We start from the raw sequence: 26,748 nt of genomic DNA, 5'->3' as shown, positions 1-26,748 counted from the left end.
AGCCGGTGGCCGTTCGTCTATGCGGATCTCATTCCGATGCCGGAGCAAACCCCCGGATCAGGTCGAACCCGTACACCATTTCCCTGGACGCAACCCGTTCGCCACGATGCGCCCGCGGCCGGGAACAGTGCCTCTCCATCCCAGTTCCGGCCGATCCCCCCGTCGCAAACATCGACTGTGACCGTGGGCCGCCGAGGCCGGATGCTCGACTCATGCCACCGGGCCTAGCCATGTACGGGCGGGCACCATCAAACTCGCCATCGCCAAGCTGCACAGCAGGAGTTACTTGCCGCACTGTCTGCTGGAACGCAGGCGGCGGACCAAACAGACCTGATCTCGTCGGCGTCACCAGGTTGCCGCAATCCCAGGTCTCCGCGGTGGCCGAACAAGCAGCAGCTCAAGAACGGGCGCAGGAAGGGGCCACCATCCGAGTGTCGGCAATTCCCCTTCTCCCTTTGGTGCCCGGTGGCCACCGCCGTTCATCAAGCGCTCGTCGGCGCTTGGAAGATGTCCTGCAACGCTGTCATGCACTCCAAGCAGTGCCGGTCGGTCGAGTCGTGTCCGGCGTCAGCCTCACGCTGCCTGCGCTGTCCGCACAGCGTGGTGGCCGTTTCGGCCGCCAGTACGTGCCACACCAGCCCACCGCCCGCGGCGTCCACTCCGACCCACATCTCGTGCATGACCAGCTCCCTGCTAGAAGGCACCACCGTTTCCATCGCACCACCTGTCCGCCCATAAGGCCCCTCGGAGTAGAGCGGACGGGTGAGACGTACACCCAGCCGTTTGAGCTTTCCCCCGCAGCGGGGACAGCGCGTCGGGTTCACCACCAAGCTGCACTTGGTCGTCGACAGGGCCAGAAGCCGATGTCGATCTTGGTAACGGGCGGGCAGCGCCGCGACTCGCCTCAGTTCGAGCCCGTCCTGGAGAAGGTCCCCGTGCCCCGCATCGGGACGGGCCGGCCAGGCATCCGCCCCGATCGCCTGCGCGCTGACAGGGCGTACGCCTCCCGTAATAACCGCGCCTGCCTGCGGCGCCGGGGATTCGCTGCACCATTCGGGACAGGACCGACGGGGCACGCAACCGCAGGAAACTCAGCTCTCACGGCGGTCCGGCCACGACGCTTCGACCCGGTCGACTACCGCGAGCGCCACGCGGTCGGGTGCGCGAACAACCGCCTCGAGAGGCATCGGGCCGTCGCCACGCGCTCCGACCGAGCACGCCTGAGCCAAGATCAGCTGATGGACATCCATACGGGCATCAAGCTCGCGGTCCGCTACCGGGATTCGTTCGCAGTGCATCGGCGTTTAGGCCGGTGGTGAAGCGAATCAGGTCGTCGCGACGCGGAGGGTTGCGGTGTTGTTCCTGAGGAGCTGGACATGGCGGTGGTCCCCGTATGGTGATGGCTCGTACGGATGTTCTCTCTGGTGAACGGGTGAGCGGTGTTCGTACGATCACTCGCATGCAGCTCCGGTACGCCTTCAGGTTGTACCCGGAGCCCGGCCGGCAGGGTGCGCTGGCGAGGGCGTTCGGGTGTGCGCGGGTCGTGTTCAACGACTCCGTGTGCGCCCGCCGTGCCGCCCATGCCGCCCATGCCGCCCATGCCGCCAAGGAGCCGTACCCGACGTCGAAAGTGCTGTCCCGTGCCCTGGTCACGCGAGGCAAGCTGCGCCGGGAGCGGTACTGGCTGGGTGAGGTCTCCTCGGTCGTCCTCCAGCAGGCGCTGCGGGATGCGGATACCGCGTATGCGAACTTCTTCGCCTCCCTCAAGGGCGAGCGCAAGGGCCTGCCGGTGGGCGAGCCGCGGTTCCGGTCCCGCAAGGATGCCCGGCAGGCGATCCGGTTCACCGCGAACGCCCGCTGGAAGATCACCCGAGCGGGGCGGCTGCTCCTGCCGAAGATCGGCGAAGTGCGGGTGAAGTGGTCGCGTTCGTTGCCGGGGGTGCCGTCCTCGGTCACCGTGATCAAGGACTCGGCCGGCCGGTACTACGCGAGCTTCGTCATCGACACTGACCCGGCCGCCGATGCTGCCGTGCTGCCGGACCCCGCGCCCGGCTCGGCGGTCGGCATCGACCTCGGTCTCACTCACTTCGCCGTCCTGGATGACGGCATGAAGATCGGCTCCCCGAGGTTCCTGCGCCGCGCGGAGAAGAAACTGAAGAAGGCTCAGCGTGAACTGTCCCGCAAGCAGAAGGGGTCGCAGAACCGGGCCAAGGCCCGCTTGCAGGTTGCCCGTGCCCACGCACAAGTCGCCGACGCGCGCAAGGAGTTCTGCCACCAGCTCTCCACACAGATCGTCCGTGATAACCAAACGGTGATCGTGGAGGACCTGGCGGTCAGCGGACTCGCGCGCACCCGGCTGGCCAAGAGCGTGCATGACGCGGGCTGGTCCATGTTCGTGAACCTGCTCAAGTACAAGTGCGAGCGGTACGGGCGCACGTTTGTGCAGATTGACCGGTTCGAGCCGACCAGCCAGGTCTGCTCGGCATGTGGCCACCGCGACGGGCCCAAGCCCCTGGATGTACGGGAGTGGACCTGTCCGGCCTGTGACATCGTCCACGACCGGGACGTCAACGCCGCACGCAACATCAAGGCCGCCGGACTGGCGGCATCAGCCTGTCGAGCGCGGGTAGGACCCCGCCCCTCCCGGGGCGGGGCACAGCGTGAAGAAGCAGGAAGCCACGGAATCCCACCCACGGCCTGTGCCGCGTAGCGGCACAGCACCAGGTAAGGGACGCCCAGAATCCTCGGGCTCCAGCCCGAGGAGCATGTCAAGAGACGACCGTCGTCATCGCAGTCGCAGTCGCAGTCGCAGTCGCAGTCGCAGTGATCAACGAGTGGCTGTGAATCGCAGCATCCCGTGGAGGTATCCACACGGCGCAGCTCGGGCAGAGCACTGCCACCACCAAAGGACGGACGAAACCCTCCCCCATGCCCGGCCTTCCTCACCGGACAGTCCGCCCGGTGAATTCCACCAGGAGCAGGGCGGAGTCATCGTCGTGCGGAGCCCCGGTGAAGGCGGCGACATCGGCGCGGACTCGGCGTAGAGCTTCTTCAGGACTGACTTCGCTCAGCAGCGGCCCCGCCCGCTCGCTCACGGGGTAGAACCGTCCTTCGCCGTCTCGGGCCTCGCTCAGGCCGTCGGTGTAGAAGAAGAGCCGGTCCCCGGGGTGCAGGTTCAGGTGGGTGACACTGTCCTGCTGGTCGACAGAGTCTGCCAGCGCGGTGAGTCCGAAGGGCGGTACAGGCTCGTCCGGCTCGATATAGCTGACTCGGCCGTCGGTGGTGAGCAGCAAGGGCGCGGGGTGTCCGAGGTTGAACGCGAGAAGCTGTCCGGTCGGACCGACCTGGGCGAGGATGCCGGTCACGAAGCGTTGGCCGTCCGTTCTGCGGTCCAGGGCGGTTTCGATGCGGCGGCCGATTTCCGCGAGGTCTTCGAGCTCGTGGGCGGCTTCCCGGAACGCCGCCAGCACCACGGCCGCGCAACGTACGGTCCCCAGTCCCTTGCCCTGGACGTCAGCGATCACGAGGCGGACTCCGTGAGGTGAGGGCACCGCCTCGTACAGGTCCCCTCCGACGCGGGTGGCCCGGCTCGCGGAGACGTAGGAAGCCCCCAGGCGCACAGGGCCGATCACCGGCGGTAGGGGCACGAAGAGCACGTCCTCCAGCGTCTTGGCCACTTCCTGCACGTCCACGAGGCGCTGTTCGGTCCTGAGCCTGGACCAGGCGGCGTAGACAGCGGCGAGCGTGACGTACGCGATGGCAACCAGGGCGACGTACATCCGCAGGGCGCCGAACCGGTCCGCCTTCGCCGCGAACACGAGGCACAGGAGGACGGCAATACCCCCCATCGCCACGACGTTCCGAACGGGTCCCCGCGCGGCGGCGATCGCCGGGCCAGCGGCGTACACAGGCAGCAGGTTGTACTCGGGGCCTGTGAGAGCGTCCACCACCGCGACACCCAGCATGACGCCCAAGGGCAGCGCGGCCGGCGAACGTGCCATCGACCTGGCGGCTCGATGCCACTCCATCGCTGCACCTCCCGCGCCCTCGACAACCTGACACTGTCGCAGTCAGCACAGATCAGGACCGCAACAGATGGACCGAAGTCATGCTCTGCCGTAATGCACTGGCATTGCTGGAGGACCCAGCATAGAAACGGTGAGACGGGTCTGCGATCCGGCAGGGCGTCCGCTGCCCCGTGGCCTTCCTGACACGCCTACGCGTGTACAGCACGGCACTCTCACGCCGCCGACACGGCGGCACATTGTTCTCGCGGCGGCACATTGACACTGTGGGCCAGGAGCCAAATGGGTGGAGACCCACCATCTGGGCATAGGCAGCGAACACCGGCAGGGCCACATGACCGATGACGCCGGCTTCGATCCCCTCATCCCGCCGGTGGCGGATCGTGGTCGCCGAGCATCCCTCGTCGGCGACTTGTTCGTTGCCCACCCCGGAGACCGGTGCCAGGACAATCCGTTCACATCAAATTCGCGTCCGTCGTTCCGACGTTCTCGACGTGCCACCGTCCGCCGGCAGACGCTCAGGGGCGACCGAGGCCGTCAGCCCGCGTCTACGGTGCCGCGCTGGACGAAGCACAGCGGGTTGCCCCAGGGGTCATCGACGTTGAACCGCTCGCCCCACGGGCGGACGATGACGGCCCCGGCGTTCTGATCGTGGACGAGTTCTGTGGACAAGCAGCCGAGGTTCTCGGCGCGCGCGAAGACGGCTTCGCGGTCGTCGACGGTGACATACAGAGCCTTCGCCGCGGTGTGCGGGATTGTGGTGGCTGAGACGTCCAGGACCGAGAGGGTGACGGGCCCGCAATCGAAGTACGAGCGGGCTCCGGCCTGCCGGTGGCCTTCGGTGCTCTACAGCTCGCCGTAGAAGGTGATGGGCCGGTCGCCGAGCTGTTGTTCCAAGTTCTGACCGAACGGGAGGAAATGACCTCGGTAGCGATCGTCTCCAACGAATCGTTCGGGGGCTGGACGACGCCCCTCGCCGCCCCCTGCTCTGTGCAGCGGTGTGGACCGGCCCACCTGCGGCGGCACCATAGTCGAGACCGGCACCGACTCCCATCGCCTCGCCAGCACACGAGCCCGGGCCGAGGAACCCGCCAAGGTCGACTCAATCCGACAGCTGCCGACCTTGACCTGAGTCACGAGGGGGTGAGGGACATCGGCACGAAGACCAGTGCCAAAAGATCGTTGTATGTGGGTTCAGCGAGTGATCGAACTGACCGGGTGGGAGCCGCTCGGGATCTCCGTCGACTGGGCGGCGGTCGAGGGAGAGCTGGGGGTCCCGCTCCCGGCGGACTATAAGGAGCTCTATGAGGCATTCGGCGGCGGTGTCTTCAGCGATTCCGTCTACTTTCTGGTGCGCGACGAGGGCCTCGCGTTCGACTTCCTGACCCAGTGGCGGGTCCACCTGTCAGTCGACCAGGACAGCAAGTTCGGAGACGTCTCCGCCGTCACTCCCCATGCGAGCTACGCGCCGGGCGGCAAGGGGCTGGTTGAGTGGGGCTCCACCGAATGGGCGGACGAGCACTTCTGGCTGATCGAGGCTGGACACATCGCGACGCTCGCCCTGTTTGTCGGGTAGTCGGGGACGGTCAGGGCGAGCGCCACGATCAGTCCGTACGCCGTTGTACGGGACGCCTTTTGAAGGACCTGCATGCTCTCGGGCCGTGACGTTCCATGGGCTTGATCGCTCGTGAGCTTGATCGTGATCTGACTCTCGCTCATGTGCCCCCAACACCTTGGCCTTCGACGTCGACCCATCGAACCTACTGGCCCGCGTCCTTGACCGAACACACAGGGGCATCCCCTGTAGTTGGTGCGCTGAACCACTTTGGTGCAGTGCACCAAATATGTCATTCTCGGGATATGACGACGCGAGCGAACCGGACACGGCGCAACCAAGTGCTCTCCCGGGAGCGGATCCTCGACACCGCAATCGAGCTGCTCGACGCTGGCGGCGAAGCCGCGCTCACCATCCGGGCACTGAGCGAGCGCCTGGCCACCGGGACCGGGGCGATCTACTACCACGTGGGCAATCGGGACGAGCTGCTGGACACCTCGACCGAAACCGTGATCGCCGCCGCTCTGGCAGCCCAGCCCGCTGTGGCCCCGGCTACGCCCGGGGATGAGATCCGCTGTGTCGCGCTGGCCCTGTTCGACGCGATCGAGCAGCACCAGTGGCTTGCCACCCGGCTCACCCTGCAGATCAGCCGTAACCCCGTCGGCCCGGTCACAGTGGGGATCTTCGAGCGGATCGGCGGGCAGATGGACTCCCTGGGCGTGCCACAAGCCTCCTGGTTCGACGCGGCCTCCACGCTCGTGCACTACATCCTCGGAGCGGTCAGCCAGAACACCCGTATCGACGGAAGCACTTCGGGCGTCGAACCCGATACGGATCGCGAGGAGTTCTTCGGCGCCGCGGCAGCGGCATGGCAGGAACTCGACGCCGAGTCCTACCCGTTCATGCACACCATCGCCGTCCAGATGAGAGAGCACGACGACCGCGAGCAGTTTCTCAGCGGCATTGCCATCGTGCTTGACGGCCTCACCCGCCTGCGCTGACCCACCATCCGTCCCGGCCAGGCAGCCAACCGACCGTTCTTGAAGGGAAATCTCCTATGCATGACGTTCTGATCGCGGGCGGCGGCCCGGTCGGTCTGTTCCTGGCCGGTGAACTGGCCCTGTCCGGCTGCTCGGTCCTCGTCCTTGAGCGGGACCAGGAACTCATCTCGCCTCTGAAGACGCTCCCGCTCGGCATACGCGGTCGGAACGCCGCTTCGACTGAGACGCTTTATCGCCGCGGTCTGCTCGAAGCCATGATCGACGCCTCTGGCGCCGACGAAAAGGAGGTCGGCGCCGACCCCGACGCGACAGGCGCGCCGGCGCCCCGCGACGTGTCTCACTTCGCGGGCATGGGCCTGGACGCGGCCAATATCGACGCTTCCGCGCTGCCGTTCCGGCTGCCCAGCCCCGCGATGGAAGGTTTCATGACAAGCATGGAAGCCGTCGCGACGGTGATGGCCGAGCGCGCCGCCGTGCTCGGTGTGGAGATCATCCGCGGAGCTCCCGTCACCGCCGTGGTCCAGGACGACGGCGACGTCACCGCCACCGCCGGCGGACAGGAATTCCGAGGGCGCTGGCTGGTGGGCTGCGACGGCGGACGCAGCGCCGTGCGCGAACTCGTGGACTTCGATTTCGTCGGCACCGACCCGCAGTTCACCGGCTACGTCGCCAAGGTCACCTTCGCCGACCCCCAGCAGCTGCCGCTCGGCTTCAACCTCACTCCGACCGGCATGTACCTGCGCACGCCCTTCGAGGGGCACCTGGGCATGAACGACTTCGACGGCGGCACCTTCGACCGCTCCCAGCCGCTGACCCGCGAACACATCCAGGCGGTCCTGCGCCGCGTCTCCGGCACCGACGTCACGCTGACCGGCGTCGAGCTGGCCTCCAGCTTCACCGACCGCGCCATGCAGGTCACCAGCTACCGCAAGGGACGTGTCCTGCTCGCCGGCGACGCCGCGCACATCCACTCACCGCTCGGTGGCCAGGGCCTCAACCTCGGCATCGGCGACGCCGTCAACCTCGGCTGGAAGCTCGCCGCCACCATTCACGGCACCGCCCCGGCCGGTCTGCTCGACACCTACACCGACGAGCGCCACCCCATCGGCGCCGCCATCCTCGACTGGTCCCGCGCCCAGGTCGCGACCATGAAGCCGGGCCCCAACTCCCCCGCCCTGCGCAAGCTGGTCCTCGACCTGATGAGCACCCCCGACGGAGTCACCCACGTGTACCGGCACACCTCGGGCCTGTGCAACCGCTACGACCTGGGCAGCGAACAGCCCTTCGTCGGCCGCACCTCCCCCGACTTCCGCTTTGAGGACGGCACCCGCCTGGGCGAACTCCTGCGACGCGGGCAGGCTGTTGTCCTCGACTTCAGCGGTGACCACGCGCTGCAGAGCGCAGCGAAGGGCTGGGAGGGCCGCATCCACTACGCGGCCGGGCCGGTGCTCAACGACCTCGGCTTCACCGCCCTTTTCATCCGCCCGGACGGCATCGTGGCCTGGGCCGACGACCACGCCGACACCGAAGCGTTCCGCCAGGCCGCGACCCGCTGGCTCGGCCTCCCGCAGAACTGACACACCTGGCAGGCGGCGAGAGGAGACCAGGCCGAGGAAACGCCCTCGAGCGCGCGACGTCGTCCGGGCCGGGAGGAACCACGTCCCGCCCGGACGTCCACCACCGGCGTCCTCGACAGCCCTCGCCACCCTGCCGGCCCGAGCCCCGATTCCCCAACCAGCAAGAGGGCGAACCGGCCGTAGCCGTCAGTCCGGTGAGCGCGCTGTCCCGCGCCTGGTGCGCCGGCTGTGGGGGCAGCAACGTGCCTTAGGACGTGCGGAGTTCGCTGGGTGTGTGAGATATCCCTCTCCCGCCGTCGTGGCGCTGGTGGTCTGGGGCCGTGACCATGTGGTGATGACGTCCTCGCCCCGCCCGCCGCACGTCGATGACCAACCGGATCCGACAGGCGGGACTACCGCGCTCGGTGGAGAGTCCGCTCCCGCCCGCGGGTACCTGCTGGACAACGCGCGCGCCGAGGCGGGCGAGCGATTCGGTTGGCTGGCCGAGCTGTTCGACAGCGTGACGCGGGGGCACTTCGATCGACTGGGGGTCACGGCCGGCTCGCGCTGCTGGGAGGTGGGGGCCGGTGGCCGCAGCATCCCGGAGGCGCTCGCGGCGGCCGTCGGTCCGACCGGGCACGTGCTGGCCACGGACATCGACCCGTCGTGGCTGAAGGCAGGCGGCGGGTACGAGGTGCGCCGGCACGACGTCGCCGCTGATCCGCCACCAGAGCCGGGGACATTCGATCTGGTTCACGCCCGGCTCGTGCTGGTCCATCTACCCGACCGGGCTCGGGCGTTGGCCACGATGGCGGCGGCGCTGCGGCCCGGCGGCTGGCTGCTGGTCGAGGACGCCGATACCGCTCTGCAGCCACTGGCATGCCTGGACGACAGCGGCCCGGCGCAGCGCAGGGCCAACCGGCTGCGAGACGCGGTCCGGGAGCTGCTGACGCGCCGCGGCGCGGACCTGCGCTACGGCCGGACGCTGCCGCGTGCATTGCGTGAGGCCGGCTTGGTAGATGTCGCCGCGGCGGGCTCTTTCCCGGTCGGCGGGCTGGCCTGCGACCGGCTGGAGGCGGCGACCATCCGGCACGTGCGCGGCGAGCTGCTCGCGGCCGGCCTGGCCGACGACGCCGAGATCGACGCGCACTTGGCCGCCATCGACGCGGGCCAACTCGACCTCACACTCGCACCGCTGATCTCGGCCTGGGGGCGCCGTCCAGCCGAGCATTCACCGGCACTCGGTTAGGTGCGGATCCAGGCGTTGTCCGACCTGCCCGCCGCGCTGTTCGTCGAGGAGATTGTCGGGCCGCAGGAGACGACGTCGACCCGATCCCCGGCCACGCCAGCGGGGTTCGCCTGAGGCAGGCGTCCGGCATCAGCTGCAGATCCAGCTCGTCGCGGCGCCGCGATGTGAGCAGGTGCGCCCCGCGTCCAGGTCTCCTCGCGGGCACGGGCCCGCGCGGCGGCCACATGCACCAGCAGATGCAGCACACCAGGCCGCACCCCCCGCGACGAGATCACGGACACCTAACTGCCTCCCACGGGCCCCTGGATGCCCAGGGGTCACCCGCTGGGCGGCCCGCCCATGCTTGATCTGCGCACCACCAACTCCGGTTGCAGCACTACGTGTTGGTGTCGGTGATCCGTCGCCGACGCTCCTGTTTCCTCCAGCAGCAGCTCCGCGGCGATGGTCCCGAGAGTGTAGGCAGGTTGGCGCACGGAGGTGAGCGGGACGGTCGCGGCCGCTGCGAACTCGATGTCGTCGTATCCGACGATCCCGATGTCCTCGGGAACCCGGACGCCCGCGGTGTACAGGGCTTGCAGAACGCCGAGGGCGAGCAGGTCGTTGGCGCAGAACACGGCGGTAGGGCGATCGGCGAGTCCGAGGAGGCGGGCGCCGGCGTCGCGGCCCGCGGCCACATCCATACGTTCGGTGGTCAGTTCGCGCAGTGCGTCGAGAGAGAGCCCGGCCTCGGCGAGCGCGGCCAGGGCTCCGGTGCGCCGGTCCTGGACCTGTTTGAGATGCGGCGGGCCGCTGACGAACGCGATGCGGCGATGCCCCTGTGCCACGAGGTGGCGCAGGGCGAGCGCGCCGCCCGCCTCGTCGTCGACGGAGACCGAGCAGCCCTCCTCGTCGCCGGCGACGCGGTCCACGACGACGTACGGGATGCCGTGCCGCCGGAAGTCACGCAGCGTCCCACCGCTCGGGTCGGCCGGGGCGACAAGAGCCCCGCGCACCCGCTGCTCGGCGAAGTGGTCGAGGTAGTCGGCCTCCTCGGCCGGGTCCTGTCCGCTGTTGCACACCATGACGCCGAGTCCGGCGTCACGCGCGGCTCGTTCGGCACCTCGCGCGATGTCGACGAAGAACGGGTTGCCCATGTCGAACACGAGCAGCGAGATGATGCGGCTGCGACCGGCGCGTAGTTGCCGGGCGGACTCGCTGCGGACGTAGCCGAGACGAGTGATGACGTCCTGCACCTGACGGCGGGTGCCCGCGGAGACCCGGTCAGGCTGATTGAGGACGTTGGAGACCGTGCCGACGGAGACGCCCGCCACCTGCGCCACGTCCTTGATGCCAACCGTCATGCGTTCCCCTAGTACGTGCTCTGAGCAGCATTCATTCTGGTAAGTCGGTGCCTGTCCGCCGCTCAGGCAAGGTGAAAGACCTCGGTGAGGGGGCGCATCGCGGCGTCGGGCGCCTGTCCGTCCAGCTCCTCGAAGAAATCGCCCATTTCTGCCTGCCAGCGGGCGTTGACGTCGGTTGCGTCCATCGCGGCTCGGGCCGCGTCGAAGTCCTCGGTCTCCAGGTAGCCGACGAGCAGACCGTCCTCGCGCAGAAAGAGTGAGTAGTTGTGCCAGCCCGTGACGGTCAGCGCCTCGCGCATCTCCTGCCACACGCTCTGGTGGCGGACGCGGTACTCGTCGATCCGGTCGGCCTTGACCTTGAGCAGGAAGCAGACCCGCTGCATGCTCATCTCCTTGTTGGATGAGGGAGCCGGGGCCACCGTCCATGAAGTGAACGGCGGCCCCTTCTCCGTTGCGTGCGGATCAGAACTTGTAGTTGTCGATGTTCGCCTTGTCGAAGACGGTCGGCTTGCCGAGGGAGACGACACCGTCCTTGCCGATGGTGAACTCGCCCAGGTCACCGGCCTTGAAGCTCTGCCCCTCCTTGCCGCTGATCTGGCCGGACTCGAGGGCGACGGCGGTGTGCGCGGCCAGGGCGCCCAGCTTGGCCGGGTCCCACAGCTCGAACGCGTCCACGGTGCCGTTCTTGACGTAGGCGCGCATGTCGTTGGGGGTGCCGAGGCCGGTCAGCTTGACCTTGCCCTTGTACTTGGAGCCGGAGAGGTACTGGGCGGCTGCCTTGATGCCGACGGTGGTCGGGGAGATGATCCCCTTCAGCTTCGGGTGCTCCTGGAGGAGGCCCTGGGTCTGCTGGAAGGACTTCTGGGCGTCGTCATCGCCGTAGGCGGTCGTGACGAGCTTGATGTCCTTGTACTGGGGCTTCTTCAGCTCGTCCTTCATGTAGTCGATCCACGTGTTCTGGTTGGTGGCCGTCTGGGCCGCCGAGAGGATCGCGATCTCGCCCTTGTTGCCGATCTGCTTGGCCATCTGCTGCACCTGGGTGCGGCCGAGGTCCTCGGCGCTGGCCTGCGAGACGAACACGTTGCGGCAGTCCGGCTTGGTGTCGGAGTCGTACGTGACGACGCTGACGCCGTTCTTCATGGCCTGCTTCAGCGCGGTGCACAGGGCGCCCGGGTCCTGTGCGGAGACGGCGATGCCGTCGACCTGCTGCTGGGTGAGCGTGTTGACGTAGGAGACCTGGCCGGAGGTGTCGGTGCCGCTGCTGGTGCCGACCTCCTTGTAGGTCGAGCCGAGCTCCTCGACCGCCTTCTTGCCGCCGTTGTCCGAGGTGGTGAAGTACGGGTTGTTGACCTGCTTGGGCAGGAACGCGATGCTCAGGCCCTTCTTGGTCTGGGCATTGGCGTCGGCCTTTCCGGCAGCGGCGGAGCCGGCTTCCTTGTTCGCGTCGGCCTTGGTGGTGCCACCGCAGGCGGTGGCGCCGAGGACGAGGGCTGTGGTGACGGCGAGGGCCGCGGTGAGCCGACGGGTTCTGGCTGTGGTGGTGAGAGACATGGGCTTCTGCCTTTGCGTAGTACGACGGTGTACAGCGGTTGACCGAACAGGAGCTGGTGGTTCTATGCAGTGGCGGGCGCAGGTGATGACGGTGGTTCCGCCGCCGTCTTCTTCCTGGCCCTGGCCTGAGAGATCTGGCGACCGACGCGCGGGGCGAGGACCGAGAACACGAGCAGCACGCCGGTGACGAGGATCTGGGACTGGGCAGACACGTTGACCAGGCTCATCACGTTCTGCAGGGTGCCGAGCAGGAACACGCCCGCGATGGCGCCCCCGAGGGTTCCCTTGCCGCCGTCGAAGTCGATGCCACCGAGCAGAACCGCCGCGATGACGGACAGCTCCAAGCCGGTCGCGTTGTCGTAGCGGGCACTGGCGTAGTGCAGGGTCCAGAAGACGCCGGTGAGCGCTGACAGCACGCCCGTCGTGACGAACATGGACAGCTTCAAGCGCTTGACCCGGATGCCGGCGAAACGCGCCGCTTCCTCCGAGGCACCGATCGCGAACAGCGAGCGGCCGATCGGAGTGGCGTGCAGGACGACGACCGCGATCCCGAGCAGGACCAGGAACGGCAGGGCGGCGTACGGGATGAACGTGTCACCGATCCGGCCCGCACCGAAGTCCAGGTACTGCGAGGGGAAGTCGGTGACCGAATCCGATCCGAGCACGATCTGAGCGATGCCGCGGTAGGCGGCCATGGTGCCGATGGTGACAGCGAGGGAGGGCAGCCCGAGCCGGGTGACGAGAAGGCCGTTGATGAGGCCACACACGACACCGAGCAGCAGGCACAGCGGGATGATCGTCTCGATGGCCATGCCCTCGTTCCACAGGGCACCCATCACCGCGCCTGAGAGACCGACCGTGGACCCCACGGACAGGTCGACCTCACCGGAGATGACGAGCATCGTCATCGGCAGCGCGATCAGGGCGATCGGCAGCGTGTTGCCGATGAGGAACGACACGTTGAGCGCGTTGCCGAAGTTGTCGACGAACGAGAACGAGAACAGCAGCAGGAGCACGAACAGGACGCCTACCGCGGTGTCCCAGCGCACCGCCCCGGCCAGGCCACGACGGGCCGTCGGCTTGGGGCTCGTGATGTCAGTCATGGCGGGCACTCCTCATCTGTGCGGCCTTCTTGCGCAGCACCGCGGCGACCCGCAGCGCCAGGATCCGGTCGACGGCGATGGCGAGCAGCAGCAGGATTCCGTTGATCGCGGTGACCCAGACCGAGCTGACGCCGATCGCGGGGAGCACGCTGTTGATGGAGGTCAGCAGGACGGCGCCGAGCGCGGCCCCGTAGACCGTGCCGGCGCCGCCGGTGAAGGCGACACCGCCGACCACCACGGCGCTGACGACGGTGAGTTCGTAGCCGTTGCCGGTGGCGGAGTCGACGTTGCCGAAGCGGGCCAGGTACAGGGCTCCGGCGAGTCCGGCGAGGGCGCCGCACAGCACGTACGCGGTCATGATGCGCTTACGGACGGGCACGCCCGCCAGGTTCGCCGCTTCGGGGCTCGATCCGAGGGCGTACATGTCGCGGCCGCTTCGGTAGCTGCGCAGGTAGTAGCCGACGCAGAGCAGCACGGCGACGGCGAGCAGCGCCAGATAGGGCACGACCCAGATACCGTCATGGCCGAAGTCGACGAAGCTGCCGGGCAGGGCATCGGCCGTGATCTGCTTGGAGCCGACCCAGATGGAGTCGATGCCGCGCACTATGTAGAGAGTGCCGAGGGTGACGACGAGGGCCGGCACCTTGCCGAGGCTGACGAGGGCGCCGTTCAGGATGCCGAAGACTACGCCGAGTGCGACGGCGAGCAGATCGGCTACGAGTGGGTTTCCGCCGTCCCGAAGGTAGTGGCCAGCGGCGAAGGCCGAGATGCCGAGCACCGAGCCGACGGACAGATCGACGTTCTTGGTGATCACCACGGCTGCCTGGCCGACCGCGACGAGTACCAGGATGGTGGCGTTGAGCATCAGGTCCGTGATGCCCTGCTCGGACAGGAACTCGCCGTTGTAGATCTGCGTGGCACCGAGCATCACCACCAGCACGGCGACGACGGCCAGTTCGCGGGCCTTGAACACCTTGTCGATGAACCGGCGCGAGGCTGTGGACTGAGGTGCGGTCTCGTTCCGCACCGGTTGCGCGGTCATGGTCATGCGGCCGCCCTTCCTTCCTTCGTACGGCCGGTGGCCGCAGCCATCACGGACTCCTCGCTCGCCTCGGAGCGCGGGATCTCGGCGGTGAGCCGGCCCTCGTGCATGACGAGTACGCGGTCGGCCATGCCGAGGATCTCCGGCAGGTCGGAGGAGATCATCAGGACCGCTACGCCGTCCGCGGCGAGGGAGGACAGCAGGCGGTGCACTTCGGCCTTGGTACCGACGTCGATGCCGCGCGTCGGCTCGTCCACGATCAGCACCTGCGGAGAGGTCGCAAGCCATTTGGCGAGGACGACCTTCTGCTGGTTGCCGCCCGAAAGCGTGCCGACGACATCGGCGAGACGCGCGTACTTCACCTGGAGCTTGACCGCCCAGTCGACGGCGCGGCTGCGCTCGGCCGTGCGGTTCATGAGCCCGGCGCGGGTGGTGTCGGCGAAGCCGGTGAGTCCGATGTTGCGCTCGATGGACATGTCCATCACCAGGCCCTGGGCGCGGCGGTCCTCCGGCACGAGGGCGAGGCCCGCGGCCATCGCCAGGCTCGGGGCGCCGGGCTTGAGTCGCTCGCCGAGCACCTCGACCTCGCCGCCGTCGAAGCGGTCGACGCCGAACACTGCCCGAGCCACCTCACTGCGGCCGGCACCGACGAGCCCCGCGAGGCCCACGATCTCCCCGCGCCGCACCTCGAACGACACATCGGTGAAGACACCTTCACGCGTCAGCCTGCGCACGGTGAGCGCGATGTCACCCACGTCGGTGGCCTGCTTGGGGTAGAGCTCGTCCAGATCGCGGCCGACCATGCGCCGTACGAGATCGTCCTCGGTCAGCCCCTCCAGCGGCTCGCTGCTGATCCAGGCGCCGTCACGCAGGGTGGTCACCCGTTGGCACAGCTCGAAGATCTCCTCCAGACGATGCGAGATGAACAGGATGGCGGCGCCCTGCTCTCGCAGGGTCCTGACGACGCCGAAGAGGCGGGCGACCTCGCTGCCGGTGAGCGCGGCGGTCGGCTCGTCCATGATCAGGACGCGGGCGTCGAAGGAGAGCGCCTTGGCGATCTCGACGAGCTGCTGGTCGGCGATGGACAGGCCGCGGGCCGGCTGATCTGGATCTAGGTCGACACCGAGGCGGGTGAACAGATCGGCAGCTGCCTGCTTGACCGCGCGATGGTCGACGCGGCCCAGGGAGCGCCGGGGCTGGCGGCCCATGAAGATGTTCTCGGCGACGGTCAGGTCCGGGAAGAGCGTCGGCTCCTGGTAGATGACGGCGACGCCGGTGTCGCGGGCGTCGGCCGGACTGTTGAACTCCACCGGTTCGCCGTCGAGCAGGACCGTGCCGGAGTCGGGGCGGTGCACCCCGGCAAGGGTCTTGATCAGTGTCGACTTGCCCGCGCCGTTCTCTCCGGCGAGGACATGCGCCTCTCCGGGGTACAGCCGCAACGAGACACCACGCAGAGCGCGTACGGCACCGAAGGACTTGCTCACCCCCTCCAGCGCGAGCACCGGAGTGGTCTCCGGTTCAGAAAGCGTCATTGCGTCTCTCCATGGGTGTGCCAGTGGTGTGCCGGGGAGTCTGCCGAGGTGGTGTGTCGTCGAGCGCGGCGAATAATGCCGAAGAAGTCACCCGGCCTGAAATGTTTCAGTGAGGTTGCCCGGAAGCTAGCCCCGCGCGACCGACAGGTCAAGAGGTCACTTTGATCTCCCGGCCTTCCCACGTGGGCCGCAGAGCAATGAAGACACCTTGAACTGCAGGAAACCGCAGGCCTCCTGGAGCCGAGAGGGATGAACGACACGATTCCGTAACGCCATGGAGACTCCCTCCCGATCAGCTGGAACCCCTTGACGGCCGCCAGTCGAGGGGGTTACTTTCCCGAACGGAATGAATCGATTCACATCATCATCCGCATGCGTCGATTGCCGCCTGCGGCCACACACGTGGTCGGTTCGAGTACCTGTCGCCCCAGGTTCCGGGGCACCCCATTCCTTCAGTCACCCCGAGGTGAACATGCCTGACATCGCTGCCGTGAAGGCCGCACTCGCCGGCCAGCGGATCGAGACACCCTCCTGGGGCTACGGCAACTCCGGCACGCGGTTCAAGGTGTTCGCGCAGGCCGGTGTGCCTCGTACCCCGCGGGAGAAGCTGGACGACGCGGCGAAGGTGCACGAGTTCACCGGCATCGCGCCCAAGGTGTCCCTGCACATCCCGTGGGACAAGGTCGACGACTACGAGGGCCTCCGCACCTACGCGAAGGAACGTGGTGTGGAACTCGGCGCCATCAACTCCAACACCTTCCAGGACGACGACTACAAACTGGGGAGCGTCTGCCACCCCGACCCGAAGGTGCGCAGCAAGGCCGTCGACCACCTCCTGGAGTGCGTCGACATCATGGACGCGACCGGGTCGAAGGACCTGAAGCTCTGGTTCGCCGACGGCACGAACTACCCCGGGCAGGACGACATCGTGGCGCGCCAGGACCGGCTCGCCGAGTCGCTGGCAACGGTGTACGAGCGGCTCGGCGACGACCAGCGACTGCTGCTCGAGTACAAGTTCTTCGAGCCGGCCTTCTACACGACCGACGTGCCCGACTGGGGAACCTCGTACCTCCAGTGCCTCAAGCTGGGCCACAAGGCTCAGGTCGTGGTGGACACGGGGCACCACGCGCCCGGTACGAACATCGAGTTCATCGTCGCCACACTGCTGCGCGAGGGGAAGCTCGGCGGCTTCGACTTCAACTCACGGTTCTACGCGGACGACGACCTGATGGTCGGCTCCGCCGACCCGTTCCAGCTGTTCCGGATCCTGCACGAGGTCGCCAAGAACGGCGGCTTCAAGCCGGAGACGAACGTGGCTTTCATGCTCGACCAGTGCCACAACATCGAGGCGAAGATCCCGGCGGTCATCCGCTCCGTGATGAACGTGCAGGAAGCCACCGCCAAGGCGCTCCTCGTCGACCTCGACGCGCTCGTCGCCGCGCAGCGCGAAGGCGATGTGCTCGGCGCCAACCTCGTGCTGATGGACGCCTACAACACCGACGTCCGGCCTCTGCTGCGCGAGCTGCGCGAGGAGCAGGGGCTGAACCCGGACCCCGTCGCCGCGTACGCCGCCTCCGGGTGGCAGGAGCGGATCGTGGCCGAGCGGGTGGGTGGGGAGCAGGCGGGGTGGGGGGCCTGAGTCTTCGCTCCGTTCCGTACGTTCACCTCTCTCACAAGGACTGATCCACGCCATGTCTACGCACCCCGAAGTCTCCGCGCTGCTGGCGCGCTCCAACCGGCTCGGCGCCGACCCCCGCAACACCAACTACGCCGGCGGCAACACATCCGCCAAGGGCTCCGAGACCGACCCGGTCACCGGCGGCGACGTCGAGCTGATGTGGGTGAAGGGCTCGGGCGGTGACCTGGGCACGCTCACCGAGGGCGGACTCGCCGTGCTGCGCCTGGACCGACTGCGGGCGCTCACCGACGTCTACCCGGGTGTGGAGCGCGAGGACGAGATGGTCACCGCGTTCGACTACTGCCTGCACGGCAAGGGCGGCGCCGCACCGTCCATCGACACGGCCATGCACGGCCTGGTCGACGCCGCACACGTCGACCACCTGCACCCCGACTCCGGCATCGCCCTGGCCTGCGCCGCGGACGGCGAGAAGCTCACCGCCGAGTGCTTCGGCGACAAGGTCGCCTGGGTGCCATGGCGCCGTCCCGGATTCCAGCTCGGCCTGGACATCGCGGCCATCAAGGCCGCCAACCCGCAGGCCGTCGGGGTGGTCCTGGGCGGACACGGCATCAGCGCGTGGGGCGAGACGGCCGAAGAGTGCGAGCGCAACGCCCTCTTCATCATCCGCACCGCGGAGACCTTCCTCGTCGAGAAGGGCAAGGACGAACCGTTCGGTCCGGTCCTCGAGGGATACGCGGCCCTGGGCGCGGCCGAGCGTCGCGAGCGGGCGGCTCACCTCGCCCCGGTCATCCGAGGGCTGGCGTCGATGGACCGCCCGCAGGTCGGCCACTTCAACGACTCCGAGGCCGTCCTCGACTTCCTGGCGAGTGCCGAGCACCCCCACCTTGCCGCGCTGGGCACCTCCTGCCCCGACCACTTCCTGCGCACGAAGGTGCGCCCGCTCGTCCTCGACCTGCCGCCCACGGCCGAACTCGACGACATGACCGCCCGGCTGAAGGAGCTCCACGCCGCATACCGCGAGGAGTATGCCGCGTACTACGCCCGGCACGCCACACCCGAGTCACCCGCCATGCGCGGTGCGGACCCGGCGATCGTGCTGGTTCCCGGAGTCGGCATGTTCTCGTTCGGAAAGGACAAGCAGACCGCACGGGTCGCCGGCGAGTTCTACGTCAATGCCATCAACGTGATGCGCGGAGCCGAGGCCGTCTCCGCATACGCACCCATTGAGGAGGCGGAGAAGTTCCGCATCGAGTACTGGGAACTGGAGGAGGCCAAGCTGCGACGCATGCCGAAGCCCAAGCCCCTCGCCACCCGGGTAGCCCTGGTGACCGGCGCCGGCTCCGGTATCGGCAAGGCCATCGCCCACCGGCTCGCGGCGGAGGGCGCCTGCGTCGTGGTCGCCGACCTCAACAGTGACAACGCCACTGCTGTCGCCGAGCAGCTCGGAGGGCCGGACAAGGCCGTCGCCGTGACCGTGGACGTCACGTCGGAGGAGCAGATCACGGAAGCATTCAAGGCCGCTGCTCTCGCCTTCGGAGGCGTCGACCTCGTCGTCAACAACGCCGGAATCTCCATCTCCAAGCCGCTCCTTGAGACGACGGCGAAGGACTGGGACCTGCAGCACGACATCATGGCCCGCGGCTCCTTCCTCGTCTCACGCGAGGCCGCCCGGACCATGACCGAACAGGGTCTCGGCGGCGACATCATCTACATCGCCTCCAAGAACGCCGTCTTCGCCGGCCCCAACAACATCGCCTACTCGGCCACCAAGGCGGACCAGGCACACCAAGTCCGCCTGCTGGCAGCCGAGTTGGGAGAGCAGGGCATCCGCGTCAACGGCGTCAATCCGGACGGCGTGGTGCGCGGCTCCGGAATCTTCGCGGGCGGCTGGGGCGCACAGCGCGCGGCGACGTACGGCATCGAGGAGAACAAGCTCGGCGAGTTCTACGCCCAGCGCACCCTGCTGAAGCGGGAGGTGCTGCCCGAGCATGTCGCCAATGCGGTCTTCGCCCTGACCGGCGGCGACCTCACCCACACGACCGGCCTGCACATCCCGGTCGACGCGGGGGTCGCGGCAGCCTTCCTTCGATGACCCGCAGTATCCCGGGTGCGGGAGCCGGCGACCAGCCGGACCGCCCCGCACCCCCGGCCGCTACACCTAGCCGTTGCACTGAGACTCGGTGAATCTCAGTGATTCGCCCATTGCTGGACGAAAGTCCTTGTCTTACCGGGATGAGGTCCCGTGCAAGGTAGACGTTTCTCTGCCACCTGCACCGCGAGGCGGTGTCTTACGGTCGGCTCCACGTCCGTTTCGTGTCTCCGGGCCACTCCCGGCGACGTGCCGCTTTACGAGCGCGGCGAGGTTGAGTGCGGCGTTCTCGTCCCGGTCCCGGACGAGCCCGCACGTCTCGCAGACGTAGGTGCGTACCCGCAGCGGCAGCTTGGTTTTCACCGTGCCGCAGGAACTACACGTCTTCGAGGAAGGGAACCAGCGGTCCGCGACCTCAAGGTGGCCACCGTTCCACACGGTCTTGTATGCGAGCTGGCGGCGGATCTCACCGAACCCGGCATCAGCGACAGCGCGGGCGAGCCGGCGGTTTTTGACCATGCCCGCCACGTTGAGGTCTTCGACCACGATCGTCCCGTACTCGCGGGCCAGGCTGGTGGTCAGTTTGTGGATTCTGTCCCGGCGCAGCGCGGTGACCTGGTGGTGGGCCTTGTTGCGTTGAGCATCCGCGCGGCGCCACCGGTTCGACGGCCGCTGGCCGGTGCGCCGGTCGGGGCCCTGGCGCCGGGACACCGTCCGCGACAGGCGCCGCAACTTTTGGCGGGCGGTGTGGAAGTGCTTGGGGTTCTGGGCCGCGGGGCGCCCGTCGGAGAACACCGCGAGGGTCTTCACCCCCAGGTCCACACCGATCACCGCATCCGGCCGGGCAGGCGTGCGCTCGTCCCGTTCAACCTCCACCGTGAACGACACGAAGCAACGCCCGGCCTCGCGGCGGACCGTCGCGGACATGATCCGCGCCGTCCCCGCCTCGAGGCGGCGGGCAAACTTGTGCGTCGACTCGTGCGTCTTGATCCTGCCCAGGACCGGCAGCACCACATGTGTCCGCCCGTCCAGGCGGATCGTGCCGGTGGTGAACCGCACCGACAAGGTGGACTTCCGCTTGGACTTGAAACGCGGGAAGCCCACGCGTGGGCCCTTGCGCTTTCCCGACGTGGAGTCGCTCCAGTTCTTCAGGCTGGTGGCGAGGCGATCCAGGCCGGTGGCGTAAGCCTCCTTCGAGCACTGCGCCCACCACGGCGCCACCTCGCCCTTCGCCTGATTCCAGGCTTTCCGCAGCGAGTACATCGACCACGACAACGCCGGCGTCAGCTCATTCTCGGCAACCCCGTAAGAGCGCTCCGCCTCCCGCTGTCCCAGGTTCGCCTTGACCACTGCAAGCCCCCAGTTGAACGCGACCCGGGCGGCACCGACATGACGCAGCAACGCACCGACCTGACGCGGAGTCGGGTCGAGCGCAAAGCGGTACGCCTGCATCACGATCACCCGATCAACCTACAAGCCACCACTGACAGCCAGCCGAAATACCCGAATCACTGAGGACAGCTGACAAAAGCCGCAACAGCTGGCCACCCTCTCCCCGGAGCCCATATGCACAACCTCACCTTCGCCGCCGCCGACCTGGGTGCCACCAGCGGCCGTGTGATCCTCGGCCGCGTAGGCCCCAGTCACCTGGACCTCAGAGAGACCCACCGGTTCCACAACACGCCGGTCCGCCTCCAGGACGGGCTCCGCTGGGACGTACTCGCCCTCTACCAAGGCATACTCGACGGCCTGCGCGCAGCAGGTCAGGTGTCCTCCATCGGCATCGACACCTGGGCCGTCGACTACGGCCTCCTCGACGCGGACGGCGCCCTCCTCGGCCAGCCGTTCCACTACCGCGACACCCGCACCGAAGGCGTCGCCGCCCTCGACGTATGGCCCAAGATCGGGCCCCAGGAGCTGTACCAGGTCACCGGCCTGCAGCACCTGCCCTTCAACACCGTCTTCCAGCTCGCCTCCGCCGCCGGAGGCGCTCAGCTCGGCATCGCTCGAACCCTGCTGATGATCCCCGATCTGCTGATCCACTGGCTGACCGGGTCCATCGGCGCGGAGGAGACCAACGCCTCCACCACCGGTCTGTTCGACGCCCGCACCGGCACCTGGGCCGGCGGCATCCTCGACCGGCTCTCCCTCGACCCAGGCCTCCTGCCTCCGTTGCGCTCCCCCGGCGACCCGGCGGGCACACTGCTCCCGCACGTCGCCGCGTACACCGGCCTCGCCCCCGACACCCCCGTGACCACGGTCGCCTCGCACGACACCGCGTCGGCCGTGGTCGCCGTGCCGGCCACGACCGACGACTTCGCGTACATCTCGTGCGGCACATGGTCCCTGGCGGGGCTGGAACTCGACACTCCGGTCCTCAGCGAGGAGAGCCGCGCCGCGAACTTCACCAACGAGCGCGGCATCGACGGCACCGTCCGCTACCTGCGCAACATCATGGGCCTGTGGCTGCTGGAGGAGTGCCGCCGCACCTGGACGCTGCAAGGCCTTCCCACCGATCTCCCGGCCCTGCTCGCCGATGCCGCCCGCGCCGAGCCGTTCGCCGCGCTCGTCGACGCGCAGGCACCGGAGTTCCTGGCCCCCGGCGACATGCCCGAGCGCATTCGCGCCTACTGCCGCCGCACCGGTCAGCCGGTGCCCGACAGCCGGGGTGCCCTGGTCCGCTGCATCCTGGAATCGCTGGCCCTGGCCCACCGCACCGTCCTGCGCCAGGCCTCCGCACTCGCCGACCGCGACATCAGTCACGTCCATCTGGTGGGCGGCGGGTCCCGCAACGAGCTGCTGTGCCAGTTCACCGCCGACGCCACCGGCCTGCCGGTGATTGCGGGCCCCACCGAGGCAACGGCCCTGGGCAACATCCTCGTGCAGGCGCGCGCCCACGGACTCATCGGCGACCTGTCGGCAATGCGCAGCCTCGTCGCCGACACACAGGAGCTACGCCACTACACACCACGCGGCAACAGCGCCGCGTGGGCCGCGGCCGCGGCCCGTCTCTCCCCCACGGCCACCACTTCCGGCAAGGACTCGTGATGCGCGTCGCCCTCTTCGCCACGTGCGTCAACGACGCCGTGTATCCGTCCACAGCCGTCGCGACGGTCAGGGTCCTCGAACGCCTCGGCGTGAAGGTGGACTTCCCTGCCGCACAGACCTGTTGCGGACAACCTCAGTTCAACACCGGCTACCGTCGCGAGACCGAGCCCCTGGTCCGCCGCATGGGCCGCGCCTTCGAGGGCTACGACCATGTGGTCACCCCGTCGGGCTCCTGCGTGGCGATGGTCCGCGACAACTATCCGCGGATCGCCGCGAAGGGCACCGACCCCCGGCTCACTCAGGTCGCGGACTCGCTGGTCCCGCGCATGTACGAGCTGACCGAGTTCCTGGTGGACGTGCTCGGTGTGACCGATGTCGGCGCCTACTTTCCGCACAAGGTCACGTACCACCCCTCGTGCCACGGCCTGCGCATGCTCGGCCTGGGCGACCGGCCGGCGCAACTCCTCAATGCGGTCAAGGGGCTTGAACTGATCGAGCTGCCGGGTGCCGAGGAGTGCTGCGGCTTCGGCGGCACCTTCGCGGTGAAGAACTCCGACGTGTCGACGGCAATGGGAGCCGACAAGGTCAACAACTCCCTCTCCACCGGTGCGGGTGTCCTGTGCGGCGCGGACAATTCCTGCCTCATGCACATCGGCGGCATCCTGCGCCGTCAGGACGCCCCACAGCGAGCCCTGCACCTTGCGGAGATCCTCGCCAGTACCGAAGAGGAGCCCTGGTCATGAGCGGGACGTATCTGGGGATGCCGTCCTTCCCCAAGGCCGCGCACGAGGCTGTCGGCAACACGACCCTGCGCGCCAATCTGAAGCTCGCCACGCACACCATCCGCGACAAGCGGGCCAAGGCCGTGGCGGAGCTCGACGACTGGGCCGCTCTGCGTGAGGCCGGAAAGCAGATCAAGGACCATACGCTCCGTCATCTCGACACCTATCTCGTGCAGTTGGAGGAGGCCGTCACCGCGGCGGGCGGCGTCGTGCACTGGGCCGCCGACGCCGACGAGGCCAACCGGATCGTGACCCGCCTGGTCAAGGAGACCGGCGAGTCCGAAGTCGTCAAGGTCAAGTCGATGGCCACCCAGGAGATCGGCCTCAACGAAGCACTCGAAGAAGCCGGGATCGCCGCCTACGAGACCGATCTCGCCGAGCTGATCGTGCAGCTCGGCCACGACCGCCCCTCCCACATCCTCGTGCCCGCCATCCACCGCAACCGCGGCGAGATCCGCGACATCTTCGCCAAGGAGATGGGCGAGTGGGGCCGCCCGGCCCCCGAGGGCCTCACCGACACTCCCGCCGAGCTGGCCGAAGCTGCGCGCCTCCACCTGCGCGAGAAGTTCCTGCGCGCCAAGGTCGGCATCTCCGGGGCGAACTTCATGGTCGCCGAGACCGGCACCCTGGTAGTCGTCGAGTCCGAGGGCAACGGCCGCATGTGCCTCACCCTGCCCGAGACCCTCATCTCGGTCGTCGGCATCGAGAAGATCGTCCCCACCTGGCGCGACCTCGAAGTCTTCCTCCAGACACTCCCCCGCTCCTCGACGGCCGAGCGCATGAACCCGTACACGTCGATGTAAACCGGGACCAGTGACAGTGACGGGCCGCAGACGTTCCATCTGGTGCTGATCGACAACGGGCGCACCGATACCCTCGCCGATGAGGTCGGCCGCCAGGCCCTGCGCTGCATCCGCTGCTCCGCCTGCCTGAACGTGTGCCCGGTGTACGAGAGGGCCGGTGGCCACGCGTACGGCTCCGTCTATCCCGGCCCCATCGGCGCGATCCTCAGCCCTCAACTCCGTGGCACGGCAAGCGAGATCGACGCCTCACTCCCCTACGCATCCAGCCTCTGCGGCGCCTGCTACGAAGTCTGCCCCGTCGCCATCGACATCCCCGAAGTCCTCGTCCACCTGCGCGAGAAGGTCGCCGACCAGGGCGGCAAGGGGCACCGCTTGGAGAAGGCCGCGATCAAGGCGGCCGGCTGGGTTCTGGACCACCCAGGTGCTTTGGCAGCGGGCGAACGCGTAGCGGCGAAGACCCGCAAGCTGCATCCAAAGAAGCTCCCCGGACCGGGAGCCGGGCAGTGGACGAACAGCCGAGACCTGCCGGAGATGCCCGCCGAACCGTTCCGTGACTGGTGGAAGAAGAACCGCACATGACCTCCCCCATGACGCCCTCGTCCCGCGAGCGAATCCTGTCCCGCGTGCGCAAGGCCCTGGTCGACGCACCCGAGGCAGACGACCCCAGGCGCACCTACTCCACAACCCATACCGCCGACGACCCCGCCACGATCCTCGACCTGCTCCACGAGAACCTGGCCGGCTACCGGGCGATCGTGCACCGGGCCCGGAAGGGTGAGCTCCCCGCGCTCATAGCGAAGTTGCTCGGCGAGCACGGAGCCCGCACGGTCGCCGTCGCCCCTGGCCTGCCGGAGACCTGGCTGTCCGACGCGGCGGTGGAGCAGCGCCCGGACGATGGTGCGGCAGGGGGGACGTCCCTCACGTCGTACGACCTCGATGCCACGGACGCCGTGGTCACCACCTGTGCCCTCGCCATCGCCGAGACCGGCACGATCGTTCTGGATGGCGGTCCCGGGCAGGGCCGCCGTGCGCTCACCCTGGTCCCCGACCTGCACATCTGCGTCGTACGCGCAGCCGACCAGGTCGTTGCGTCGGTCCCTCAGGCTCTCCCCCGCCTCGATCCCACCCGCCCGCTCACCTGGATCTCGGGACCGTCCGCCACCAGCGACATCGAACTCGACCGCGTCGAGGGGGTGCACGGCCCGCGCACCCTGCACGTAGTTCTGCTCACCGGGTGAGGAAGGCGTCTTGAGCGGCCAGCAGGCCGTTCCCGTCGCGGAGGCCCTCACCTTGGAGCGGGGATGTGGCGAGCTCATCTCCGAACTGGGGCTGTTCGCGCGAACTCGTCGAGCGCCAACTCACGGTCCTCATAGTGCACGCCTGTGGAAGCGGTCCGCGTCGGCGACCGAAGCTCCGCGTCCGAGTGCCGCTCACCACATGGGTGCCATGCCACGGTGAGGCGCGACCGAGTGCCAGGGAGGCCCTGCCCAACCGTGCCGAGGGCCTGGCGGCAGGCCTGATCAGCCGGATTCGTCAGCTTCGCGCGGATCCCGGGACGCTGGTCAACCCGGAGGCCGCCCCTGTCCAGCCCGGTGATCCCCTGATCCCGGCGAGACAGTCAAGACCCGGCCCAGTGCTGCGAATTCGACGGGCACGGCATCGGCGTGGACGGGAGCCGCACGGAAACCTTGGTGTCACCTCACGGCATGCACTGGACTCAGGTACCGGTCCCAGGACGGTCCGTGGTCGGTGTGCGTGGCGCCGGGGACCTCGTTGTGCCCGCCGCCGTGCTCACGCTCGAGTGGGCGGCGATGCCGGCGACCAGCCCGACGGAGGCCCGCAAGGCGGCATCGGTGAACCAGCGCACGGGGTGTCGACGAAACCCTCGTGCTCGATTGCGACGTTCCGCAGGATCCGCTTCGGCACGCCTGGCATGTGACGGGGACTGACGCCCATGCCTTGGCCGGCCCCCTCGCACGACACCATCCTCGACTGGCCTGGACCGGCACGCCGTTCTCGGCACTCAGGTCGTCGAGTACGACCCTCAGCGCTGACTCGCCTCGTACGAGGGGGCACGCGTCTTTCCCGTGCAAGGAGCCTGGTCCCGTCGGGAGCCCACCGCCGACCGGTGTGGACCGCACTGTTGCGGCGCAGGACGCTCGGTGGTCGGGGTTGTCGGTCCGGGCAAACGCCCGGGTTCCTCGCAAGAGCAAGCTGAACTCGAACCGACCCGCAGCAGCGAGTGAACAGGATCGGCGTCGCGGCCGAGGACCGCGGTTCACCGGGCGGGGGCAGGCCAACTGCCTGCCCCCGCCCGAACCCGTTGGGCCGCTCAGGTGCTAGTAGGACTCCGTTAGGTTGCTCTGGTTCTTGGGTTCTGGCTGGTGGTGGGTGTTCTGGGTAGGGGGCGGTGGCAGGTGGTGCAGGTGCCGG

The 26,748-nt window shown here is 68.3% G+C and carries 20 protein-coding genes and 2 pseudogenes; 12 read left to right on the top strand and 10 right to left on the bottom strand.

Annotated features, from left to right (window positions below; translation table 11 throughout):
- Positions 1-482: 482 nt before the first annotated feature.
- Positions 483-716 (bottom strand): hypothetical protein, encoded by a 234-nt coding sequence (locus tag ACZ67T_RS43810; RefSeq protein WP_469992360.1) that lies wholly within the window; start codon positions 714-716, stop codon positions 483-485.
- A 743-nt stretch (positions 717-1,459) separates the two neighbouring features.
- Here ACZ67T_RS43810 and ACZ67T_RS43805 point away from each other — a divergent pair.
- Positions 1,460-2,710, top strand: a complete 1,251-nt coding sequence (locus ACZ67T_RS43805) for an RNA-guided endonuclease InsQ/TnpB family protein (RefSeq protein WP_469992358.1) — start codon at positions 1,460-1,462, stop codon at positions 2,708-2,710.
- A 232-nt stretch (positions 2,711-2,942) separates the two neighbouring features.
- Here the strand turns inward: ACZ67T_RS43805 and ACZ67T_RS43800 are convergent, their stop codons facing one another.
- Together ACZ67T_RS43800 and ACZ67T_RS43795 are read right to left on the bottom strand one after the other, a co-directional pair.
- Positions 2,943-4,001: a PP2C family protein-serine/threonine phosphatase gene (locus ACZ67T_RS43800; protein ID WP_469992356.1), complete on the bottom strand. Its 1,059-nt coding sequence runs from the start codon at positions 3,999-4,001 to the stop codon at positions 2,943-2,945.
- Between the two features lie 561 nt (positions 4,002-4,562).
- Positions 4,563-4,697, bottom strand: coding sequence for a hypothetical protein (locus tag ACZ67T_RS43795; protein ID WP_469992354.1), 135 nt, complete (start codon positions 4,695-4,697; stop codon positions 4,563-4,565).
- A 195-nt stretch (positions 4,698-4,892) separates the two neighbouring features.
- On the opposite strand from ACZ67T_RS43795, the pseudogene ACZ67T_RS43790 reads away from it, so the two are divergent.
- From ACZ67T_RS43790 to ACZ67T_RS43770, 5 genes and pseudogenes are all read left to right on the top strand, one after another.
- Positions 4,893-5,157 (top strand): annotated as a pseudogene (locus ACZ67T_RS43790) (ATP-binding protein); the annotation flags it as partial.
- A gap of 69 nt (positions 5,158-5,226) precedes the next feature.
- Positions 5,227-5,601, top strand: coding sequence for an SMI1/KNR4 family protein (locus ACZ67T_RS43785; RefSeq protein WP_469992352.1), 375 nt, complete (start codon positions 5,227-5,229; stop codon positions 5,599-5,601).
- A 284-nt stretch (positions 5,602-5,885) separates the two neighbouring features.
- Positions 5,886-6,581 carry a TetR/AcrR family transcriptional regulator gene (locus ACZ67T_RS43780; protein ID WP_469992351.1) on the top strand — a complete coding sequence of 232 codons (696 nt, stop codon included), beginning with the start codon at positions 5,886-5,888 and terminating at the stop codon, positions 6,579-6,581.
- Between the two features lie 56 nt (positions 6,582-6,637).
- The gene (locus ACZ67T_RS43775; RefSeq protein WP_469992349.1) at positions 6,638-8,158 is read left to right on the top strand and encodes an FAD-dependent oxidoreductase; all 1,521 of its coding nucleotides are present in this window, start codon (positions 6,638-6,640) and stop codon (positions 8,156-8,158) included.
- Between the two features lie 298 nt (positions 8,159-8,456).
- The gene (locus ACZ67T_RS43770) at positions 8,457-9,386 is read left to right on the top strand and encodes a methyltransferase domain-containing protein (RefSeq protein WP_469992347.1); all 930 of its coding nucleotides are present in this window, start codon (positions 8,457-8,459) and stop codon (positions 9,384-9,386) included.
- A gap of 317 nt (positions 9,387-9,703) precedes the next feature.
- Here ACZ67T_RS43770 and ACZ67T_RS43765 read toward each other — a convergent pair whose 3' ends face one another.
- From ACZ67T_RS43765 to ACZ67T_RS43740, 6 genes are all read right to left on the bottom strand, one after another.
- Positions 9,704-10,726: a LacI family DNA-binding transcriptional regulator gene (locus tag ACZ67T_RS43765; RefSeq protein ID WP_469992345.1), complete on the bottom strand. Its 1,023-nt coding sequence runs from the start codon at positions 10,724-10,726 to the stop codon at positions 9,704-9,706.
- Between the two features lie 62 nt (positions 10,727-10,788).
- Positions 10,789-11,109, bottom strand: coding sequence for an L-rhamnose mutarotase (locus tag ACZ67T_RS43760; RefSeq protein ID WP_385119957.1), 321 nt, complete (start codon positions 11,107-11,109; stop codon positions 10,789-10,791).
- Between the two features lie 79 nt (positions 11,110-11,188).
- Positions 11,189-12,277, bottom strand: a complete 1,089-nt coding sequence (rhaS, locus tag ACZ67T_RS43755; protein ID WP_469992343.1) for a rhamnose ABC transporter substrate-binding protein — start codon at positions 12,275-12,277, stop codon at positions 11,189-11,191.
- Between the two features lie 62 nt (positions 12,278-12,339).
- Positions 12,340-13,380, bottom strand: coding sequence for an ABC transporter permease (locus tag ACZ67T_RS43750; RefSeq protein WP_469992341.1), 1,041 nt, complete (start codon positions 13,378-13,380; stop codon positions 12,340-12,342).
- Positions 13,373-14,428, bottom strand: a complete 1,056-nt coding sequence (locus ACZ67T_RS43745; RefSeq protein ID WP_469992339.1) for an ABC transporter permease — start codon at positions 14,426-14,428, stop codon at positions 13,373-13,375. Before ACZ67T_RS43745 ends, ACZ67T_RS43750 begins: the two co-directional genes overlap by 8 nt.
- Positions 14,425-15,954: a sugar ABC transporter ATP-binding protein gene (locus ACZ67T_RS43740; protein WP_469992337.1), complete on the bottom strand. Its 1,530-nt coding sequence runs from the start codon at positions 15,952-15,954 to the stop codon at positions 14,425-14,427. Before ACZ67T_RS43740 ends, ACZ67T_RS43745 begins: the two co-directional genes overlap by 4 nt.
- A 472-nt stretch (positions 15,955-16,426) precedes the next feature.
- Between ACZ67T_RS43740 and rhaI the strand changes: the two genes are divergently transcribed.
- Both rhaI and ACZ67T_RS43730 read left to right on the top strand, forming a co-directional pair.
- Positions 16,427-17,593, top strand: coding sequence for an L-rhamnose isomerase (rhaI, locus tag ACZ67T_RS43735; RefSeq protein WP_116506942.1), 1,167 nt, complete (start codon positions 16,427-16,429; stop codon positions 17,591-17,593).
- A 52-nt stretch (positions 17,594-17,645) separates the two neighbouring features.
- A complete protein-coding gene (locus tag ACZ67T_RS43730; protein ID WP_469992335.1) occupies positions 17,646-19,685 on the top strand; it encodes a bifunctional aldolase/short-chain dehydrogenase in 2,040 nt (679 codons plus the stop codon).
- 132 nt (positions 19,686-19,817) lie between these two features.
- On the opposite strand, the gene tnpB is transcribed toward ACZ67T_RS43730, so the two are convergent.
- On the bottom strand, positions 19,818-21,134 hold the full coding sequence (gene tnpB / locus ACZ67T_RS43725) for an IS607 family element RNA-guided endonuclease TnpB (protein WP_469992362.1): 1,317 nt from the start codon (positions 21,132-21,134) through the stop codon (positions 19,818-19,820).
- A gap of 114 nt (positions 21,135-21,248) precedes the next feature.
- On the opposite strand from tnpB, the gene ACZ67T_RS43720 reads away from it, so the two are divergent.
- The 4 genes and pseudogenes from ACZ67T_RS43720 to ACZ67T_RS43705 all read left to right on the top strand — a co-directional run bounded on the left by ACZ67T_RS43720 (position 21,249) and on the right by ACZ67T_RS43705 (position 25,553).
- Entirely contained in the window at positions 21,249-22,730 is a 1,482-nt protein-coding gene (locus tag ACZ67T_RS43720) for a rhamnulokinase (protein ID WP_469992333.1), read from the top strand.
- On the top strand, positions 22,730-23,473 hold the full coding sequence (locus tag ACZ67T_RS43715; protein ID WP_469992331.1) for a (Fe-S)-binding protein: 744 nt from the start codon (positions 22,730-22,732) through the stop codon (positions 23,471-23,473). Before ACZ67T_RS43720 ends, ACZ67T_RS43715 begins: the two co-directional genes overlap by 1 nt.
- A pseudogene (locus tag ACZ67T_RS43710) lies at positions 23,470-24,894 on the top strand (LutB/LldF family L-lactate oxidation iron-sulfur protein). The gene ACZ67T_RS43715 and the pseudogene ACZ67T_RS43710 overlap by 4 nt, the downstream one beginning before the upstream one ends.
- Complete coding sequence (locus ACZ67T_RS43705; RefSeq protein ID WP_469992330.1) at positions 24,891-25,553, top strand: LutC/YkgG family protein; 663 nt, start codon at positions 24,891-24,893, stop codon at positions 25,551-25,553. Before ACZ67T_RS43710 ends, ACZ67T_RS43705 begins: the two are co-directional and overlap by 4 nt.
- Positions 25,554-26,748 lie beyond the last annotated feature (1,195 nt).

The organism is Streptomyces sp. NPDC107517, assembly GCF_055582645.1.
Note: the sequence above shows the minus strand (reverse complement) of the source record. Positions and strands in the feature narration are given on the sequence as shown.